The following is a 21157-nucleotide window of genomic DNA, read 5'->3' on the forward strand; positions in this document are numbered from 1 at the left end:
TATCAAACTCTTCGAAACCCAGCTGTGTCCCTGTCTTGATCCGGGTCACCCGACGCTTGATCTTCTTCTGCTCCATGGCCCCACCGATTTCATCGACTCCGGCCAGAATCCTAGCTCAACGACGGGGAGAGGGTTTCGCGACACCCTCTGAAGTCGCCCCTACGAGTCGCCCCTCCAGGAGAGCACGATGGCGGCGGAGCGTTGATGACGCTCCCCCGCCACCAATCTTTCAGCACGCTTGCAGCAAACCCATCCGAACGGAGGAGTGGCGGCGGATTCCGCCCCACGAACGCTGTAGCACGACTTGCCTACAGTGCCGGGTCAGTTCACCATCCCGGAGCCCTCCCATGCCCACGCCCCATCGCCTCGCCGCGGCCCTTTGCACCGCCGGCATCCTGTCTGTCAGCGGCCTCGCCAGTGCCGCATCGGACATCGTCATCAGCCAGATCTACGGGGGTGGGGGCAACGTCTACGGCGCCGACTACGTGGAGCTCTTCAACCGGAGCAGCAACCCGGTGGATGTGAGCGGCTGGTCGGTGCAGTACGGCAGCGCCACGGGCACCGGCAACTTCTCGGGCAACGGGGTGGCGGCGCTCAGCGGCACCCTGCAGCCGGGCCAGTACCTGCTGGTGCGGCTTGCCACCGCCAGCGGCGGCAGCGCCCTGCCCGCGGCCGATGCCACCGGCACCTCCAACCTGGCGCTTGCCAATGGCAAGGTCGTGCTGGCCAATGTGGCCACAGGCCTTGCCTGTAACGGCAGCAGCACGCCCTGCACCCCGGCCCAGAACGCCCAGATCGTCGATCTGGTGGGCTATGGCACGGCCAACTTCAAGGAGGGCGCCAGCACCGCCCCGGCGGCCAGCGCCACCACGGCCCTGTTCCGGGCTGCGGCCGGCTGTACCGACACCGACAACAACGGCGCCGACTTCAGCACCGGCGCTCCGGCCCCGCGCAACAGCGCCAGCCCCCTCAACCAGTGTGCCGGCGCCCCGGTGAATGCCCCCATCGTCCCCGCCTGCAGCCCCCTGACTGTTCAGCAGGGCCAGGCCGGCAGCGTGACCCTGACGGCCAGTGACCTGGACAGCCTGGTGACCGGCGCCAGCATCGACAGCGCGCCGGTGGCCGGCATCAGCCTCGGCCCGGTGACGCCCTCGGCCGCCGACGGTGCCGCCGCCAGCGTCAGCCTGCAGGCCAGCGCCGCGGTCAGCCCCGGCACCTACCCGGTGCGTGTGCTGTTCACCAACAACGAGGCCCAGAGCGCCAGCTGCACGGTGGACGTGACCGTCAGCGCCGCCGCGGCCACCATTTCCATCCCCGAGATCCAGGGCAGCGGCAGCACCAGCCCGCGGGTGGGCGAGACGCTGACCACCCGCGGCGTGGTCACGGCCATCTTCCCGGGCCTCAAGGGCTTCTACCTGCAAGACCTCACCGGCGACGGCAACCCGGCCACCTCCGACGGCCTCTTCGTGTATGTGAACAACGCCACCATGCCGGCCGGCGTGGCCGTGGGCAACCGCATCTCGGTGAAGGGCACGGTGGCCGAGTTCAGCGGCCTCACCGAGCTCACCAACCCCAACACCGTCACGGTGCTGGGCACCGGCGAGAGCGTCGCCCCCACCGACGTGAGCCTACCGGAAAGCGTCAATGGCGAGCTGGAGCGCTACGAGGGCATGCTGGTGCGCGTTGTCAGCCCCATGACCGTGGCCCAAAACTACTTCCTCGGCCGCTTCGGTCAGCTCACCCTGTCAGCGGGCGGGCGCATCGAAAAGGCCACCAACCGCTTCCCCGCCGGCTCGGCCGAGGCCATTGCCCTCAACGACGAGAACCAGCGCCGCCTGCTGGTGCTGGACGACGGCAGCACCGGGCAGAACCCCAACCCGACGCCCTACATCGGCAGCGGCAACACCGTGCGCGCCGGCGACACGGTGGTGGGCAATCTGGTCGGCATCCTGGATCAGGGCCCCATCAACACCAGCAGCCCGGCCACCCTCGACTACCGCCTGCACCCCACCGAGACCCCCGCCTTCACGCGCACCAACCCGCGCACCCCGGCCCCGGCGGCGGTGGGCGGCAACGTCAAGGTGGCCAGCTTCAACGTCCTCAACTACTTCAACGGTAATGGCAGCGGCGGCGGCTTCCCCACCAGCCGTGGAGCCAGTTCGGCAGCCGAGTTCGAGCGCCAGCGCGTCAAGATCATCGGCGCCCTGCGCGCCCTCGACGCCGACGTGGTCGGCCTGATGGAGATCGAGAACGACGGCCACGGAGCCCAGAGCGCCATCCAGGACCTGGTCAATGGTCTCAACGCCGCCATGGGCGCCGGCACCTATGCCGTGGTGCCCGACCCGGCCAACGGCACCGGCAGCGACGAAATCAAGGTGGCCCTGATCTACAAGCCGGCCAGGGTCAGCCGCGTGGGCGCGTCCCTGTCCGACCCCGCTGCCATCAACAACCGCCCGCCCCTGGCCCAGACCTTCGCCGCCCTCAACGGCGAGAAGTTCTCGGTGGTGGTCAATCACTTCAAGTCCAAGAGCTGCAGCGACGCCGCCGGCGCCGACCTGGACCAGGGCGACGGTCAGGGCTGCTACAACGCCCGCCGTATCGACCAGGCCCGCCAGCTGCTGACCTTCATCGGCCAGGTGCGTACCGCCGCCGGTGACGACGACGTGGTGGTGATCGGCGATCTGAACGCCTATGGCAAGGAAGACCCCGTCGCCCAGCTCACCCAGGCCGGCTTCATCGACCAGCTCGCCGCCCGCGAAGCCAACCCCTACTCCTACGTCTTCGACGGCGAGACCGGTTACCTGGACCACGCCCTCACCAGCGCCAGCCTCAACAGCCAGCTGGCCGGTGTGGGCCACTGGCACATCAACGCCGACGAGCCCTCCTTCATCGACTACAACCTGGAGTTCAAGCAGCCCGCCTGCGCCGCCTGCGAACCGGACCTTTACTCCGCCACGCCCTACCGCTCGTCCGACCACGACCCGGTGATCGTCGGCCTGCAGCTGGTGCGCAAGCTTGACGGCACGGGCGCCCGCGACACCCTCACCGGCACCCCCGGTGACGACCTGATCACGGGCGGCGACGGCGCGGACACCCTGACCGGCGGCGCCGGTGCCGACACCTTCGTGTATCGCAGCCTGCGCGAAGCCGGCGACACCATCACCGACTTCGTGCCCGGCACTGACCGCCTGCACCTGGGCGCGCTGCTGGCCAGCCTCGGCTACACCGGCACCCAGCCCCTCGCCGACGGCTACCTCAAGCTGGTCAGCACCCCCGCCGGCACCAGCGTGCAGATCGACGCGGACGGCAAGGCCGGCAGCGCCGTGGCCCGCCCCCTCGTGCTGCTGAAGGGCGTTGCGGCGAGCAGCGTCGACGCCGGCCGCGACATCATCGTCGCCCCCTGACCCCCGACCTCCAAGGACACACCATGAAGCGCATATTTGCCCTCTCCACCGCCCTGCTGCTGGGCGCCTTCATCGCCAACCCGGCCAAGGCCGCCGTGATCAATGGCGACTTCGCCACCGGCCTGACGGGCTGGGACAGCCTCGGCGACGTCTCCGTGTCGGCCGGCGCAGCGCGCCTGAGCACCGCCTCCCTCGACGTGGATGACTTCCCCGCCGCAGCCGGCGCCTTCAACCTCTCCGGCAACGCCGCCGCCCCCGTTGGCCAGCCCGGCGGCGTGGAGGAGTTTGCCGGCCTGGCCCTCGGGCAGCTGGACCCGGACCCGCTGACCGGTGGCTGGGCCTTCGAAGGCTCGGCCCTGCGCCAGACCCTGGCCGTCCAGGCCGGTGACACCCTGAGCTTCGACTGGGGCCTGGGCTCCAACGAAGACCCCCTCATCGGCATGAACGACTACGCCTTCGTGGTCATCGGTGGCGTGCTTACCGTGCTCGACGACATCTTCACCGGCCTCGGCAGCGGTCGCTTCACCCACACCTTCGCCGCCGCCGGCAGCGTGGACCTGGTGTTCGGCGTGGTCGACACCGGCGACTACGTGGGCAGCTCCTGGCTGTCCATCGACAACGCACAGCTCGCCAACGCCCCCAGCACCGTGCCCGAACCCGGCTCCCTGGCCCTCGGCCTCGCCGGCATCGGCCTGCTGGCCCACCGCCTGCGCCGCCAGGGCTGAAAGAGCACGCACCGGTGGGGTCGGACTCATCCTGAAGCAAGACCTGCCGGGGCGACTCATTGGGGCAATTTGTAGGGGTGACTTGTAGGGGCGACTTGAGTGGGCCAAACCCCCCGCGATCACCGGCAAACCCTTGATCGACGTCCGCGGGCGACTGAAGTCGCCCCTACAGCCCCCACAGCCCCCCGCAGCTCCTACAGTCCATCCAGCCGCCTTCAGCGCCACCCCTAAACCCTTCGGCTTCACCCATCGGGTGATCCGGGAACCCGAACCGGCGCCCGCATCGGGTTTGCGTCAGGCTCAGGGCGATCACCCGGGGAAAGCAGGCGGCCGGCCTGACATACCCCTGTCACCCGCCGGGCTCACCCTGTCTGTCCAGACATCCCCGGGAGCCGAAGCATGACGGAAAAGGCACGCATCATCGACGCACTCGGGGAGCCCAGCCTGCTGCTCCCGGCCCTGCTGGCCGACGCCCTGGCCGCCAACGACAGGGTCAAGTTCTATTTCAGCCTGCTCCAGGCGGCCCAGCTCCACGCCACCCACCCAGGCCATGTCCAGCCCTCCCTGTCCACAGAGCGCGGCGCCGCGGGGATCGCCGACGACAGCCTGGACGCCCTGCCCGGCCTCAGCGAACTGATCGAGGACGACCTCTACCGTATCCCCGGCGCGGAGACACTGTGTGCAGCGATTGCGACCGAGCTGGACACCCTGCTCGCGCCACTCCGCACGAGCGGCGACGACGCAGCCGCCAGCGTGGCCGCGCGTCTGTCGGCGCTGCGCGGCCAGGCCTGGTGCACCCGCCAGGACAGCCTCTCCCGGGAACAGATCACCCGCCTCGTCTCGGGTGACCGGGAATCGGGCGACAGCGCCCACCTGCTGGTGATGGACATGCACAAGGCCCTGCTGCGCCTGCAGGCGCAGATCGCTTCGGAGGACATCGACGGCGCCGCCGCCTACGAGATCAGCTCCGCCGACCGGCCGCTGATCGCCGCCTTCATGCGCGGCGTGAATGAAACCCGGCCCCTCAAGTTCGACCACCCCGGCCTGGGCACCACCGCCACCCGCAGCGGCGAGCGCCTGATCCTGCAGAACGACATCGGCACCACCGACGCCCATGTTCTCGTGGTGCACGTGGAGAAGGGCTGCGTCCGCGTCACCTACACGGATGTGCACATCCAGCGCCTGCTATTCTTCCAGAGCCTGTTTGCCCACTGGGCGGTGAGCTGGGACGACACCCGCTCGCGCACCGACCGGGACATGGACGACGGCGTGTATCACATCAGCACCGGCACCTTCACCGCCAACAACGAGGCCGGCCTGAGCGACTACCTGTGCTTTCTCGGCTCGCGGCTGGTCTTCCTGATCGACTGGAACCGGGCCCGCAAGCGCCTGCGCCTGCTGCTGCCCAAGAAGGAGAGCCTGGCCGTGCTGAAGTGGGCCGCCGACGAAGGCATCGGCCACATGGGCTGGCTGCGGGCCGGTGGCGAGCAGCTGGTCTTCGATGCGCTGGCCTTTGCCGCCCGCACCCCGCCCACCTTCGGCGCCCGGCTCGACGACACCCTGGACCGCAGCCGGGCCATCGCCTTCATGCAGTTCGTGTTCCGCACCTGCACCCGGGCCCAGCTGGAAAACCACCCCGACGAGGAGATCCGCGACGCCCTGCGCATCGAGCTGGTGACCTGTTTCCGCAGCACCCGCCAGCAGCTGATCGACATCGCCGCCGAACATGCTGCCCTTGGCATCGAGATCGCTGCCGGCCTGCGCGACTGCCTGCTCGACCTGGCCGGCCCCGAGGCCCGCGAGCACATCACCCGCAACGCCGGCCGCGCCCGGCGCTGGGAGCATCAGGCCGACGAGCTGGTCAACCTGGCCCGCGAGCTGCAGCGCCAGAACACCGGCCACGGCGACTTCTACTGCGCGCTGATCGAGGGTGCCGACGACATCGTCGACGAGCTGGAAGAGGCGGCCTTCCATCTCGGCCTGTTTCCGCCCACGCCACCGGGACTACCCCTGCTGGAAGCCCTGGGCACCCTCGCCAGCCTGTCGGTGTCCAGCGCCCAGGAGCTGCTGAAGGCCCTGGAGAGCGCCCGCGGCGTCCGCCAGGGGGGCCCGCGGGAGGACCTGCAGGACTTCCTCGAATCCATCCACCACATCATGGCCGCCGAACGCCAGAGCGACGAAGCCCACCGCAGCTTCAAGCGCGCCCTGATCGCCGACAGCAGCGACTTCCGTGATCTCTACGCCTGCGCCGAGTGCGCCCGCAACCTGGAGAATGCCGCCGACCTCCTGCTGCACACCGCGATGCAGCTGCGCGACCACGTCCTGGGCGCGGTGACGGGCGACTAGCCATGGACCTGGCCCGACACCTCTACGGCATCGGCCTGCCCGGCCCGCGTCTCGAAGGCCCGGTGGACGCCATGGGCTTCAAGGCCTTCAACCTGGCCCGCATGGCGGCCATCGGCCTGCCGGTGCCCCAGGCCTTCGTGCTCGGCACCCCCTTCTGCCAGGCCTTCAGCGCGGATTCGGAGGCCTTCCGGCCCACCCTGCGCAAGCTGCTGGAGAGCCAGATCGAACGTCTGGAGGCGGCCTGCGGGCTGGAGTTCGGCTCCGGCCGCAAGCCCCTGCTGGTGTCGGTCCGCTCCGGCGCGCCGGTGTCCATGCCCGGCATGATGGACACCATCCTCGATGTCGGCCTCACCGACGCCACCCTGCGCGGTCTCCTGCGCATGACCGGCAACCCGCGCCTGGTATGGGACTCCTACCGGCGCCTGATCCAGCAGTATGCCGAGGTGGTACACCGCAGTCCGGCCGCACCCTTCCAAGCCGCACTCAAGCTGGCCATGGCCCATGCCGGCGCCCAGCGCCCCCAGGATCTGGACTTCCGCGCCCTCACCCGCCTCGCCCGCAGCTACCTCGAACTGTTCGAGCACCTCAACGGCTGCCCCTTCCCCCAGGACCCACTGGAGCAGTTGCAGCGGGCGACGGAGGCGGTGTTCGACTCGTGGATGAACCCCCGGGCCATTGCGTACCGGCGCATGCGCCGTATCGACCTGCAGATGGGCACCGCCGTCACGGTGCAGCGCATGGTCTTCGGCAACGCCGGCGGCACCTCGGGCGCCGGCGTCGGCTTCAGCCGCGACCCGGCCACCGGGGAGAACCAGCTGTACCTGGATTTCCGCTTCAACAGCCAGGGCGAGGATGTGGTCTCGGGCCAGCACTCGGCACCCGACACCGCCCGCCTGGCCGCCACCCTGCCCCACGTGCAGGCGCGCCTCGAATCCATGGCCGAGATCCTCGAACGGGAATTCGGCGACGTACAGGAGTTCGAGTTCACCGTGCAGGACGGCGTGCTCTACCTGCTCCAGACCCGCAGCGCCAAGCGCACCCCATGGGCTGCCCTGCGCATCGCCGTGGAACAGGTGAACGCCGGCGTGTGGTCGCCCGCCCGGGCACTTGGCGTGCTGGGTGACGTGGATCTGCAGGGGCTCGCACGGAGCAGCATCGCCGACGCCTCCGCTCACCCGGTGCTGGCCCGCGCCACCCCCGCCGGCCTTGGCGTTGCGGTGGGCGTGATCGCCCTCGACCCGGCTGAAGCCTGCGCCCATGCCGAGGCCGGGCGTGACTGCATCCTGGTACGGGAAGACACCAGCACCGACGACCTCAGTGGCATCGCCGCGGCCAAAGGCATCCTCACCGCCCGCGGCGGCCGTACCGCCCACGCCGCGGTGGTCGCCCGGCAACTGGGCAAGGCCTGCCTGGTGGGCTGCACCGAACTGAGCATCGACCTGCCCCGGCGCAGCCTCACCATCGGCAGCAAGGCCCTCCACGCCGGCGACCTCATCACCCTGGACAGCGCCAGCGGCCACATCTACGCCGGCGCCGTACCGGTACTCACCGAAAGCCCGGACGCCTGGCTGACCCAGGTCGCCACCTGGTTCAGCCACGCCACCACGGCCAGCTGAGGGGCCGGGTCGAGAAGGCCAGATCAGCCTTGAGCACCGCGGTGGTCGTCGCATCCAGCGCCGACTCGGCAACGCCACCCGCCGCCAGAGCGGACCGCAGGCAGATGCTGACGTCCCCCAGGCCGGGGGCGGTGCTCACGTCATCCGCAGACAGCGGAACCACCCGGGTCCATAACACCCCCCTTCCGGCGAGGGGTCACCGGCCCCGGCGCTCCCGCCTCCTACACGGCTGTCGGTCCAGACCCACAGCCGGACACGGTCGCGGCTGATCGTGACCGCAGGCGGGGCGCGGGAAGATGGTGGCGTGTTCTCAACATCACAAGGAGACAATCATGAACAACACCCTCATTGAAACTCAGAACCTTCCCCAACCCACCGACGGCAAGATCACCACGCCGCAGCCGCCGAGCGCGGAAGACAAGGCCGTGGCGACCAAGATCGGGCTGATGGGCGGCGCAGCCTCGGGCGTCGCGACAGGCGTGGCCGTGGGCGCGGCAACAGCAGGCCCCGTGGGTGCCGCCGTGGGCGGCGTGATCGGCGCTGTGGCCGGAGCGGTCGGCGGCAAGGCGCTGGTGGACAACATCGGACCGGCGTCGGACGATGACAACTACTGGGCCAACGCCCACATCCGCGAACCGTATTACCACCCGGGCACGCCCTACGCCTGGTATCGCCCCGCGTATGAACACGGCTGGCAAGGTGCGGAGCGCTACCCGGGCAGCTATGGCGAGGCGGAACTGCAACTCAGGGAAGACTGGCTCTCTACGCCCGGCCGCAACATGGCCTGGGAAGAGGCACGCCCGGCAGTCCAGGCTGCGTGGGAGCGCGCCGCCATGCGTCGGGCCGCCACCGCAGCTCAAGCCGTCGACCCCGATGAACTCGTCAAGACGCTCAATGCGCTGCTCATGATGAGCCGTGACGGCGACGAAGGTTTCCGCCACGCGGCGGAGCACGCCAAGTCACCGACAATCTCCGCCGTGCTTGTGCGGCGTGCTGCCGATTGTAGAACCGCCGTGGTCGAACTCCAGGTGGAAATCGAACGCCTCGGGGGCGCGCCGGTGGAGCATGGGTCCGTCTCAGCGGCCCTCCATCGTGGCTGGACCACCCTGAAAACCGTGTTCACCACCGAAGATGACAAGCTCGTACTGGACGAGTGCATTCGGGCCGAAGAGGACGCCCTCGACGCCTTCACCGAAGCCATTGAAAAGCCCATGCCGAGCTCCCTGCGTGCATTGGTCATGCGTGAACTCGAAGGTGTGCGCCGCAATCACGCAGAGATGCAGCGACTGCGCGACGCGCTGGTCTGAGCGACAGGGGCCGCGCCCGGATCGGCGACCCAGATCCATCCACTTCAGCCCCGGTCGGCGACCGGGGCTGAATTACGTGCGGACCGGCATCCCGACTGGCCGGGTGACGGACTCAGGAAGCCTTCACGCCAGGCCGTCGAGCAAGCCTGACAGGCGGAGCACCCGGCGCGCCACCGCCTGCTCCAGTACCCGGGAGCCCGACGCGTCCACCAGGGTAAAGCCGCTGCGGGCGCGGGTGATGCCGGTGTACACCAGCTCACGGGTAAGGATGGGGTTGAGGCTGTCGGGCAAGGCCAGGGCGGCGTGGGTGAACTCGGAGCCCTGGGACTTGTGCACTGTCAGTGCAAACACCGTCTCCACCGCCTGCAGGCGGCTGGGCAGCACCCACTTGATGCCGTTGCGGCCGTCGCCGCTGGGGAAGGCCACCCGGAGCTGGCTGCCCCCACTGGCCAGCGGCAGGGCCAGGGTGATGCCCATGTCGCCGTTCATCAGGCCCAGGCCGTAGTCATTGCGCGTGACCAGCACCGGGCGGCCCTCATGCCAGCCCTCGTCGGCGCCGATCAGGCCGGCCTCGCGCAGCCAGCCGGCGATGCGCGGGTTGAGCCCTTCCACCCCCCAGGGCCCGCGACGCAGGGCGCACAGCAACTGAAACTGGCCGTGGGCGGCGAGCACGCCGGCGGCCCAGGCGTCGATCCCGGTCGGATCGGCGCCAACGGGCGGGCGGGTGTTGCGCAGGGTTTCCAGATAGTGGCGATAGCCCTCCCGGCCGGCGGACGGCGTGCCATCCACCACCAGGCGGCGGAAGTCGGCCTCACCGGCCGCGGCCCGGGCATCCACCTCGACCCTGGCCAGGTCTGCATGCAAGCCGGCGAACACCGCCTCCGCAGCGCCCGCTTCGCCCCCATTGACCGCTGCGGCCAGTTGGCCGATGCCACTGGTGCTGCTGAAGCGGTGACTGTGGCGCAGCATGGCCACCGCCTGATCGAGGGGCGTGCCGGCGGCATCGACGAGGCTGGCGGGCACCTGTTCGCCGGTCACGCCAGCCAGCCAGGCCACCGTATCGGGCGTGTAGTGCCCTTCGGTGGCGCGGCGGCACAGCTCCCCCAGCACCGCACCGGCTTCCACCGAGGCGAGCTGGTCCTTGTCGCCGAGGAGCACCAGGCGGGCCGCAGGCGGCAAAGCTGCGAGCACGGCGGCCATCATCTCCAGATCCACCATCGAGGCTTCATCCACCACCAGCACATCCACGCCCAGCGGATTGCCGGCGTGGTGGCGGAAGTGGCGGGTGTCCGGGCGGCTGCCGAGGAGGCGGTGCAGGGTGGTCACCTCCACCGGGATGGCGGCACGCACCCGCTCGCCGTCGGGCAGTGCGGCCAGATCGAGGCGGGCCACCGCCCCGGCGATGGATTCGTTGAGGCGTGCCGCGGCCTTGCCGGTGGGCGCCGCCAGGCGGATGCGCAAGGGCCGCGCCGGGCTGTCGGCGAGGGCCAGGGCCTGGAGCACGGCGAGCAGGCGCACCACGGTGGTGGTCTTGCCGGTGCCGGGCCCGCCGGTGACGATGGCAAAGGCGCTACGCGCCGCCATGGCGCAGGCCAGCTTCTGCCAGTCGGGGCCCTCCACGCGGGCAGCCCGGGGGAAGAGGGCATCGAGGGCGCCGGCCAGGGCCGCGGCGGGCAGGCTCGCCTGGCGTTCGGCCAGGCCCGCCAGGCGCGCCTCGATGGCCGCCCGCACGGCAACTTCGTATTGCCAGTAGCGGCGCAGATAGACCCGCCGGCCGACGCACACCAGCGGCGTGCTGCCCGGCCCGCTGCCCACCAGCTGCTCATGCACCAGGGCGGCCTGCCAGTCGGCCAGGCTGACCCCCGCCAGCACCGCGGCGGGCAGCGGCGGCGGCACCCCGCCCTCCTCCTCCACGCGCCCTTCCGGCGGCAGGGACAGGGCAAAGCCCGGGTCGCCGAGCACATCGGCCAGATCCAGGCAGGCATGGCCGCGGCCCAGCTGGTGGCTGGCCAGGGCGGCGGCGAGAATCAGCAGGGGCGGAGCAGCGCCCGCCTCGCGAAACAGGAAGCGGGCAAAGGCGGCGTCGAGAGTACGCAACCAGCCGTGGCGGGCCCAGTGGTCCACCAGGGCCAGGGCGGCGTGGCAGTCGGCAAGGGCGGGATTCATCCGGTTATCCTCCAAGGTACGGCGGCGGGAGTGATTCGTAAGGGTGACTCGCTGGGGCGACTAGCAGGGGCGACTTCAGTCGCCCACCACGTGCCGATCACAGGCATGCCCTTGATCGAAGTCCGCGGGCGACTGAAGTCGCCCCTACAGAAGTTGCTCCTACGGGATAGGCTGTGCCGATTGTCAGATGACACGTCAGCTCCGGGAAAGCAGCGTCATGCGGTCTCCCGGGCGGTGGCGCGGGCGAACAGGTGGTCGAGGGCTTCGATCAGCGCCCGGGGCGGGCGCTCCGCATGCACCCCGCCGCTGGCCCCATGGCTGCCGCGCAGGAAGAGGTAGAGCGCCCCGCCCACGTGGCGGTCGTAGTCATAGTCGGGCAGGCGCAGCTTGAGCAGCCGGTGCAGGGCCAGCAGGTAGAGCACGTACTGAAGCTCGTAGCGGTGGGCCAGGATCTCCCGGGCCATGGCCTCGGCGCTGTAGGCCGCGTCGTCGGGGCCGAGCCAGTTGGACTTGTAATCCACCACGTAGTAGCGCCCGTCGTGCTCGGCCACCAGGTCGATGAAGCCCTTCAGCATGCCGTTGAGCTGGCCCGGCTGCAGGGCCGGACGTGGTGCGGCGGCGAGGGTGTGCCGGCACACCAGCGCGTCCAGGCGGGCCAGATCCACCCCGTGCACGGCAATCCAGAACTCCATCTCGGCCACCTGGCCGTCCAGCCCGGCGAGGGTCAGGGCGGCCGCGCCATCACCCTCGGCCGGGCGCAGCGGACACTGCAGGAAATCCATCAGCCAGCCGCACAGGGGGTCGATCCAGGCCTCCCAGCCGCGCACGGCACAGCGCCGGGCGATGGCATCACGGACCAGGCCCGGTGCAGCCACCACCCTGTCGAAGCCCTGGCCGGCGGCCCATTCCAGGATGTCGTGGAGGAAGGTGCCCACGGCCGCGCCCCGGGGAAAGGCGTGCAGCGGCCCCCGGGACTCGGTGGCCGCGGCTGCAGCCGGGACGGGCGCCGGGGAAGCCACCACGGCGGGTACATCCGCCGCCGCCTCACGGAACACGTCTTCAGCCGGCGTATCGGCGCCGCTGCCCCCGGCATCGGACTGAAGGGCCGAGTAGCTGGCGATCCACCAGTGCTCGCGCACCACCCGCAGGGGGCGGCGGGCCGGGCCTTCGCCGAGCGGCCCGGCGGCGATGCGGCAGAGGTCGGTGGTCACGGGCGGGTCGGCGATCACCGCAATGGCATCGCAGCCGGCGGCCAGATCGGCCAGGGACTGGCTCAGCCCGTCGGGGCTGAAGGCCTTGCCGCCACCGAGCAGGTAGCCGAGGGCGCTCTTTTCCAGGGCGTCGAGCGGCGCCACGCCCACCCAGGTGGCGTAGCGGGCACGGGTCAGGGCCACGTAGAGCTTGCGCAGGTCTTCACCCAGGCGCTCCCGGTCCACCTTCGCCAGCAGCGTGCCGTCGTCACCCAGGGCAACCTGCAGCCGGCCCTGCTCGTCGTGCCACTTGAGGGGCAGGTCGGTGGACTTGGCGGCACGGAAGGCGCAGGCGAAGGGCAGGAAGACCAGGGGATATTCCAGGCCCTTGGACTTGTGCACGGTGACCACCTGGACCAGATCGGCGTCGCTCTCCAGGCGGATCTGGCGGGCGTCGCCATGGCCGCCGTCGCTGCGCTGTTCGGCCAGGTGGCGGATCAGGGCGTGTTCGCCATCGAGCAGGGCGGCGGCCTGCTGGAGCAGCTCGGCCAGGTGCAGCACGTCCGTGAGGCTGCGCTCCCCGGCGCCACCGGCGGCGAGCAGGCGCGCCGGCACGCGGAAATCATTCAGCAGGCGCCGCAGCATGGGCAGCACGCCCTGGCGGCGCCAGCACTCCCGATAGGCACGGAACTGCAGCACCCGCTCGTCCCAGGCGGTTTCGTCGTGATTGAGGCAGTCGAGCTCGGCCCAGCTCAAGCCCAGGGTCGGGGTGGCCAGGGCGGCGCGCAGGGCGCGGCCGTCGTCGGGCTCGGCGCAGGCGGCCAGCCAGCGCTGCAGGTCCACCGCCTCGGGGCGCTGAAAGACCGACTCCTTCTCCGACAAGTACACGCTGCGCACACCGCGACGGGCGAGGGCCTCTCGGATGGCCGCGGCCTCGCTGCCGCTATTGACCAGCACGGCCATGTGACCGGGGCACAGGGGGTGGTCCACCGCCGCCGTGCCGAAGCCGGCCGCGCCCTCCTGCCCCAGCTTGAGGAGGCGCACCATCTCGCTGGCGCAGACTTCGGCCATGGCCTCCAGGTAGGCGCCCTTGGTGTAGACCTTGTCGTCCTCCAGGGCGGGCAGCTGCCACAGGTTCAGGGCCGGCGCGTCAGCATCGGCCACCCACAGGCTGTCCTTGCGACCGGCCGCCCCGGCGGGCAGGAAGGGGACGGGGTTGGCGCCATCGGCCCCTTCCCGGCGGAACAGGAAGGCGCCCTGCCCCTCGGCCCGCGCCTCGGCCACCTCGAAGCAGCGGTTGGTGGCCTCCACCATGGCCAGGGTGGAGCGGTAGTTTCGGCGCAGGGTGTACAGGCGCCCGGCCGTGGCGGCGCGGGCGGCCAGGTAGGTGTAGATGTCGGCCCCGCGGAAGGCGTAGATGGCCTGCTTGGGGTCGCCGATGAGGATCAGGGCGCAGGCCGGGTCACTGGCGGCCACCCGATACACCGCATCGAAGATCCGGTACTGCACGGCGTCGGTGTCCTGGAACTCATCAATCAGGGCCACCGGAAACTGCGTGCAGATGCGCTCGGCCAGGCGCGGACCGTTGGGGCCCTGGAGGGCCGCGTCCAGGCGGGTGAGCAGGTCGTCGAAACCCATCTGGGCGCGCCGCGCCTGCTCTTCGGCAAAGCGCTCGGCCACCCAGCGGGCGCCGTGGTGGAGCACCCCGTCGTGGCCATCGGGCAGCGCGGCCAGGGCCTCGGGCAGATCGGCGAGGGCCGCAAAGGCCGGGTGCGCGGGCGGCATGCCACCCACCCAGATCTCGGCCAGGCCCGCCGGGGTGAGGCGGGTCCACGCCGTCTCGCTGAGCTCCGGCGCCACCGCCAGCGGGTCATCGGCCCAGGCCTGCAGGGCGTCCAGCCAGCGGGCGCAGTTGGCCGAGTTGAGCTTGCGGGCGTCAAAGGCCTTGGCCTTGCGGGCCTCGTCGAAGAGGGTGCGGAGTTCGCCCACCCAGCCCGCCCACGGGGCTTTCAGGACGGCCAGCTGACGCTGCCCCTCCGCTGCGGCGCGGGCCAGGGCCACGGCCGGCGCATCGGCCGGAGGCAGGCTGGCGGCGTGGGTGCGCAGGGGGGCGATGTCGTGGCGGAGGGCATCCGGGGAGGCCCACCAGCCCTTCACCCGGCGGGCGTCGTCGCTGCCCAGGGGGTACATGAAGCTGCGCCAGTAGTCGCGCACCACCTCGGCAAACAGCTCGTCCTGGTCGGTTTCGAGCTGCTGGGTGAACAGGCTGTCGCTGTCGAAGGCGTGCTCCTGGAGCATGCGCTTGCACCAGCCGTGGATGGTGGACACGGCGGCCTCGTCCATCCATTCGGCGGCCAGCTGCAGCTTGCGGGCGCAGGCCGGCCAGGCGTCGGGAGGGTAGCTGGCGCGCAGGTCGTGGAGCAGATCGGCCCCCGGCGGCTGGGCCTCAACCCCGGCCGGGTCGGCACGGAAGACGTCGGCGGCATCGGCCAGCCGGGTGCGGATGCGGTCGCGCAGCTCCTGGGTGGCGGCGTCGGTGAAGGTGACGACGAGGATCTCCGGCGGCATCAGCGCCCGCGGCGGGGCGCTCTCCGCGCTGCCGTGGCCGAGCACCAGGCGCACGTAAAGCAGGGCGATGGTGAAGGTTTTACCGGTGCCGGCGCTGGCCTCGATGAGGCGGCTGCCGTGCAGGGGGAAGTCCAGCGGGGCCAGGGATGCCGGGGCCGTGGTGTCGATGTGGGTACTCATGGGGCGTCTCCGGCGGCGGCGCGGGGCTTGCCCTTGGCGAAGGTGGCCAGGTAGAGGGGGCGGAGCAGGGTTTCGGCGAGGCGGGCGAACTCGCCACCGGAGGCCATTGCCGCAAAATCGGGCCAGGCCCGCTGCAGGTAGGCGCTGCTGTCACGCTCGCCAGGGGTGTAGTCGTCACCCTCGTAGGCCTTGCGGGCGGCCGCGGCGGCGCGGGCCTCGGCGGTGGCATCGGCACCCGGGGGGGCGTCCTTGATCCACGCAAAGGCGGTCTTCACCGCCAGGGGCAGCGGCCGGCTGCGGGCTGCCTCCCAGGCCTGCAGGATGGCGTCCAGGTGGGTGGCGGCGTGCTCCGGGTCGAGGGGCGCGAGGGTCACGCTGCCCACCTTGCCGACCACCACGGTGGTGAGGGGGCCACCGGCCACGTGGGCCGCCAGGTGGCTGACCCAGTGCTTGATCAGGGTGTGGCGCTGGTAGTGGCCCTTCTTCACCAGGTCACTGCTTTCCAGCACCACCCGCCCGCGCCGGCCCTCGGCATTGCTGCACAGCCCGCCCAGGCGATCCTCGATGCGCAGGCCGGCGGGGCTGGTGTAGTCGATGGGCTCGTCGTGGGCCTGGACATCGGGCCACTGGGCCAGGGCCTCGCCGTAGCGCTGGAAGAGGTCTTCCATGGGCGCGGCCAGGGTCTCCCTCATCAGCTCGGCGAAGGCGCCGGCGGCCAAGTCGCCGCGGCGCTGGATGCGGGCCAGGCCGTCGGCCAGGGCGTCTTCCCGGGGCTCGCCGTGATGCACCGCGTGGGCCTGGGCGCCGATGAGCTCGTCCCACAGGTGCCACAGTTCGAGGCCGTCCAGGTCGAAGGGCTCCTGGTCTTCGCTGGCCGGGTCGTCCATGTCGAAATCCACCCGCAGGCGCTGACGGAAGAAGGCCTTGACCGGGTCGCGCAGAAAGGCGGCCAGCTCGGCCAAGGTGACGGGGGGCGTCTCGGCCGGCATCGCCAGGGGCGGGCTGCCACCGGGGCGGTCGTCGGCGATGCGCCACTCCTCCGCATAGGTGAACAGGCGGCTGGCCGCGGGGTCGGCGGGGAAGTAGTCCGGGTTGAAGGGCTGCAGGCGATGCTCGATGCTCAGGGCGTCGAGCAGGGCGCCCCCCTCCCCTTCCCGCCCGGACAGCCGCCAGCCGGCGGCCAGATGGTCGCGCAATTGCCCGACCAGTACCGAGGGCGGCCGGTCGGTGTTGTCCTTGACGCTCCGCCCGACCCACGAGATGAACAGGCGCTCCCGGGCCGACAGCAGGGCTTCCAGGAAGAGGTAGCGGTCGTCCTCCCGGCGCGAGCGGTCGCCGGGGCGGTAGTCGCGCCCCATCAGGTCGAAGTCCATGGCCACCCGGGTGCGCGGGTAGTCGCCATCGTTGAGGCCGAGCAGGCACACCTGGCGGAAGGGGATGGCGCGCATGGGCATCAGGGTGGCGAAGGTCACCGCGCCGGCGAAGAAGCGCTGGGACAGGCCGCTGTCGTCGAGCTGGGCGAGCCAGTGTTCGCCCACCACGGCCAGGGGCAGGGGGCTGTCCAGGCCGGCCTGCTGGCAGGCCGCCTGCCAGCGCTCCAGGGCCAGATCGAGCTGCTGCAGGGTGTAGGCGTCGGCGCTGTCGTCGGGGGCGAAGAAGTCGGCGAGCAGGCGCCGCAGGCGCTGGCACCAGGTGGCCACGTCGGCGCTGTCGGCGAGGGCCTGCCAAGTGGCTTCGAGGCGCTCCAGGAGGTCGGCCAGGGGCCCGAGCAGGGCCGCATCGAGGCCGCCGATCTCGTCAAAGGGCTCGATGTCGTTCCACGCCCCGGCGGTGCCACCGACGGCGTAGCCGAGGAGCATGCGGCGCAGGCCGAACAGCCAGGTGTTGCCCTCGGGCGCCGCCGGCAGGCCCAGGCTGCAGCGGTGGGCGGCGTGCAGCCCCCAGCGCACCCGGGCGCCGTGCACCCACCGCCGCAGCAGGGGCAGCTGGTCTTCGCCGATGCCGAAGCGCTGGCGCAGGGCCGGCACGTCCAGGAGGTCGAGCACGTCACTCACGGCAAGGCGCGAGGTGGGCAGCTCCAGCAGCTTGCCGATGGCCCCCACCAGCGGGTCGTGGCGACCCTGCCCCTGGTCGGCGATGCTGAAGGGGATGTAGCGGGGGTCGTGGCTGTCGATCAGCCCGAACACGGCCTGGATGTGGGGCGCGTACACATCGATGTCCGGCACCATGACGATCACGTCCCGGGGGCGCAGCGTGGCATCGGCGTTGAAGGCGGCGAGCAGCTGGTCGTGGAGCACCTCCACCTCCCGCTGGGGGCTGTGGGCGATGTGGAAGCGGATGGAGTCGTCGCCGGGGGCCACCGGCGGCCAGGTGTCGCGGGTCAGGCCCAGGGGGCGCAGGTCGCGGATGTCGTCCTGCAGCTGGTTGAGCAGACGGTCGGTGCCGTGGGGGGCGAACAGGTCGATGCGCTGGCGGATGTCTGCGAAGTGCTGCAGGTAGCCGGCCCGGGCCACATCGCTGTCGTGCTCGTCGAGCAGGCCGATGAAGTCGCGACCCTGCTTGCCCCAGGCGGCCAGCAGGGGGTGGGCGTGAAGGTGCAGGCTGTCCTCGTCGATCTCGGCCGGCGCGCCGGCGCGACGCTGCTGGCGGCTGCGGGTGGCGCGCAGCAGCTCCTTGTCGGCAACGATGTCGGACCAGTAGTGCTCGCAGGGGTTGTGGACGCACATCAGCACCTGGCTCCAGCGGGCCAGGGCGGCCAGCACCTCCAGGGACTGGCGCGGCAACGCCGAGATGCCGAAGACCAGCACCCGCCGCGGCAGGCCGGCGGGGCGCGGGGCATCGTCGGGCCACCCGGCCACCCGGGCCAGGAAGGCTTCGTGCACCGCCGCCCGCCCCTGCCCGGCCAGATCAGCATTGCCCCCGGCGGCCACGTCGGCCAGCAGGGCACGCCACAGGCAGGCCTGCCAGCGCTGCTCGTCCGGCAGGGGCACCCGCTCGCCGGCGGCACGGATGAGCACATCCTCACCCGCCGCCCAGGCAGCCAGCCAGTCGGCCCGGTACACCTGGTACTGGTCGAACAGGTCGGCCAGGCGCTCGGCGAGCTGGAAGCGCTTGCGCAGGTCGGCATCCGCCGCCAGAAAGCGGCGCAGGGGCTGGTAGGCCGCCTGGCCGGTGAGGTCCGGCAGCAGGCGCATCAGGCGCCACACCAGCAGCGACTTGTCGAAGGGCGAGGTCTCCGGCACCGCCTCGCGCCCCAGCACCGCCCGGTAGGCCTGCCACAGGAAGCGCGAAGGCAGCGACAGATCCAGCCCCGCGGCAATCCCGCAGCCGCCGTCCTCCACATCCTCGGCCAGAGCCAGGCGCAGCCACTGGGCGATGCCGTTGCTGTGCACCAGCACGGTCTCGGTCTCAAGGGGCGCCAGCGGGTAACGCCGGATCCAGGTGACGAGCAGGTCACGCAGGGCTTCGGGGTGGTTGCCATGGACCAGCATCAGGCCGGACGTCAGGGGGGTGGAGGGCAAGGGGGGACTCCGGGGCAGGGGCAGTGAGGTGGAACGAGCGGAGGATACGGGATATCCGGGACGGATCGGAGCTGCCGAGGGGTCGAATTCGTCCTAATTGCCTCCGTTTGACGCGTCGTCTGACGGTCGATACGGTCTCTCCTGCAGGAGAGACTTGTGGGGGCGACTTGTAGGGGCGACTTCAGTCGCCCACTAGGCGTCGATCACCGGCATGCCGTTGATCTGAAGTCCGCGGGCGACTGAAGTCGCCCCTACAGCCCCTACAGCCCCACAGTCCCTCCAGCTGCCCTAAGCGCGTCCCATAAACCCTTCAGCTTCACCCAGCGGGTGATCCGGCCGAGGGAGCCCAAGCCCGCGTCAGCATTGGGTTTGCGACTGTTTCAGGGAGGACAACGGAGGAAAACAGAGTGAGTTCTGCCCGACGGGAACAGCGCCGACCGCCAGGGCGAGGGCAGGCGCGAGCGGGGGCAAAAGGGGCTCACGCCAGCGCCCCCGAATAGGCCACGAAGCGGTTTCCGCCTTCGCGCTTGGCCTGGTACATGGCTGCGTCGGCGTGCTTCAGGAGAAGGGTGGCGTCATGGGCATCAACCGGATAGAGACTGACGCCGATACTGGCCGACACGTGCCCGCCCGGGCAGGCAGTCAAGTCGGCGGCAATGCTGTCGAGCACCCGTTGCATGATCTCTTCGAGCTGCCGGTCGGTATTCAGCCCATCCAGCAGCAACACGAACTCGTCACCACCCCAGCGGGCCACCGTGTCCCCTTCCCGCAGAACCGCCTCCAGGCGGCTGGCCACTTCACGGAGCACCTCGTCACCCACTTCATGGCCCCAGGTGTCATTGATGGGCTTGAAGCGGTCCAGGTCGATCAGGCACACCGCAATGCGCTCATGGCTGCGGCGGGCATGGGCCAGGGCAAGGGCCAGGCGGTCATCGAGAAGATTGCGGTTGGGCAGGCCGGTGAGGGCATCGGTGTGGGCCATCTCGCTGAGTTTCTGGCGCGACGACTGGAGCGCCATGTTGAGGCGGTCGGTGCGGACGTAAAGCACCCCCAGGGACAGGGTGAACACCACCACCCCGCCAAGGAGGTGGAAGGCGTACTCGCGCAGCACATCGGCCACGGCGATGGGCTCGCGCTGGTCGTAGGGGTAGATGGCATGCCGGCGCATCACGGTCTGCACGCGCTGATACTCCAGGGGGGTGGACCAACGGTAGTAGCGCGCGGCGCGGGCGGCCGGGCTGTCGGGCGGCATCAGCAACAAGGCCGCGGCGACCCGGTTGGTGATCTCGATGGACACATGGGGTGCCGTCGCCAGCGGCCATTCGGGGAACAGCTCGGTACTGATCATGAACGGGAATTCGGTGTTGCCAACGGAATTCAGGATGCGTACCTGCGACAGGGTCATGTGCCCTTCACTGGCCATGGCCTCAAGCACGCCCGTGCGCACGAAGCCCGCATCGGCGCGCCCCTCCAGCACCGCCTTCACCACCAGGTCCTGGGGAAAGCCGAGGAACTGCACATGGCAGTCTTCATCAAGATCAATACCGGCGCGCTCGAAGATGTCGTACTGGAGCAGGAAGCCGGCGAAGGAAGTGCGGTCAACAGCTGCAATGCGCAGATCGCGCAGATCCTGGAGGCGGTTGATCTCGTGGCGATCACTGCGGGTAAAGATCACGCCGCCGAACTGGTTCACCGTACGGCCGTTCTCCTGCTTGACCAGGGTGGCGATCCGGGACACGCCGTAGCGGGTCTCCATGACGATGTAGTGCTGGGGGTTGGTGAGCACAAAATCCAGCTCTCGCCGGCTCAGGGCCGCCTCGAACCCGGGCAGGTTGAGGGGCACCACCTCGAAGCGCGCACCAGGGATCTGCGCCGACAGGAAGTCCATGGTCGGCCCCCATTCGCGCACGGTCACCGCGTTGTCGCGGAAGGCGGTGACGCCAACGCGATAGACCTTCTCGGCCGCCACAGCCGGCAGGCTGGTACACAGCACGAACAGGGCAATGAGCAGCAGCCGCGGAAGTAGCGAAATTCGCCACCCTGCCGACTGCAGCCATGACACGTGAAGACGCCCCGGTGCATAGCCGGGGGCCAGGATCAAATCCTTCGACATGAGCCGCTTATCGGCCGGGCG

At 70.5% G+C, this 21157-nt stretch carries 10 protein-coding genes; 5 read left to right on the forward strand and 5 right to left on the reverse strand.

Annotation, left to right across the window (positions count from 1 at the left end; translation table 11 throughout):
• Window positions 1-347 precede the first annotated feature (347 nt).
• From ACIQ09_RS13300 to ACIQ09_RS13315, 4 genes are all read left to right on the forward strand, one after another.
• Window positions 348-3404, forward strand: coding sequence for an ExeM/NucH family extracellular endonuclease (locus ACIQ09_RS13300; protein WP_398310506.1), 3057 nt, complete (start codon window positions 348-350; stop codon window positions 3402-3404).
• Window positions 3405-3427: 23 nt separating this feature from the next.
• Complete coding sequence (locus tag ACIQ09_RS13305) at window positions 3428-4129, forward strand: PEP-CTERM sorting domain-containing protein (RefSeq protein ID WP_398310509.1); 702 nt, start codon at window positions 3428-3430, stop codon at window positions 4127-4129.
• 399 nt (window positions 4130-4528) lie between these two features.
• Window positions 4529-6475, forward strand: a complete 1947-nt coding sequence (locus tag ACIQ09_RS13310; RefSeq protein WP_398310512.1) for a hypothetical protein — start codon at window positions 4529-4531, stop codon at window positions 6473-6475.
• 2 nt (window positions 6476-6477) lie between these two features.
• The gene (locus ACIQ09_RS13315; protein ID WP_398310515.1) at window positions 6478-8091 is read left to right on the forward strand and encodes a PEP/pyruvate-binding domain-containing protein; all 1614 of its coding nucleotides are present in this window, start codon (window positions 6478-6480) and stop codon (window positions 8089-8091) included.
• Here ACIQ09_RS13315 and ACIQ09_RS13320 read toward each other — a convergent pair.
• Complete coding sequence (locus ACIQ09_RS13320) at window positions 8066-8230, reverse strand: hypothetical protein (protein WP_398310518.1); 165 nt, start codon at window positions 8228-8230, stop codon at window positions 8066-8068. The genes ACIQ09_RS13315 and ACIQ09_RS13320 overlap by 26 nt on opposite strands.
• A 193-nt stretch (window positions 8231-8423) precedes the next feature.
• Here ACIQ09_RS13320 and ACIQ09_RS13325 point away from each other — a divergent pair, with 193 nt between their 5' ends.
• Window positions 8424-9398 (forward strand): PA2169 family four-helix-bundle protein, encoded by a 975-nt coding sequence (locus ACIQ09_RS13325; protein ID WP_398310521.1) that lies wholly within the window; start codon window positions 8424-8426, stop codon window positions 9396-9398.
• Between the two features lie 123 nt (window positions 9399-9521).
• Here the strand turns inward: ACIQ09_RS13325 and recD are convergent, their stop codons facing one another.
• The 4 genes from recD to ACIQ09_RS13345 form a co-directional block, all read right to left on the reverse strand.
• A complete protein-coding gene (gene recD / locus ACIQ09_RS13330; RefSeq protein WP_398310524.1) occupies window positions 9522-11564 on the reverse strand; it encodes an exodeoxyribonuclease V subunit alpha in 2043 nt (680 codons plus the stop codon).
• A gap of 215 nt (window positions 11565-11779) precedes the next feature.
• The gene (recB, locus tag ACIQ09_RS13335; RefSeq protein ID WP_398310527.1) at window positions 11780-15502 is read right to left on the reverse strand and encodes an exodeoxyribonuclease V subunit beta; all 3723 of its coding nucleotides are present in this window, start codon (window positions 15500-15502) and stop codon (window positions 11780-11782) included.
• Window positions 15499-19023 (reverse strand): exodeoxyribonuclease V subunit gamma, encoded by a 3525-nt coding sequence (gene recC / locus ACIQ09_RS13340; protein ID WP_398310530.1) that lies wholly within the window; start codon window positions 19021-19023, stop codon window positions 15499-15501. Before recC ends, recB begins: the two co-directional genes overlap by 4 nt.
• A gap of 478 nt (window positions 19024-19501) precedes the next feature.
• Entirely contained in the window at window positions 19502-21136 is a 1635-nt protein-coding gene (locus ACIQ09_RS13345) for a diguanylate cyclase domain-containing protein (RefSeq protein WP_398310533.1), read from the reverse strand.
• Window positions 21137-21157: the final 21 nt, after the last annotated feature.

The organism is Zoogloea sp. (assembly GCF_044344315.1).
Taxonomy (GTDB): domain Bacteria; phylum Pseudomonadota; class Gammaproteobacteria; order Burkholderiales; family Rhodocyclaceae; genus Zoogloea.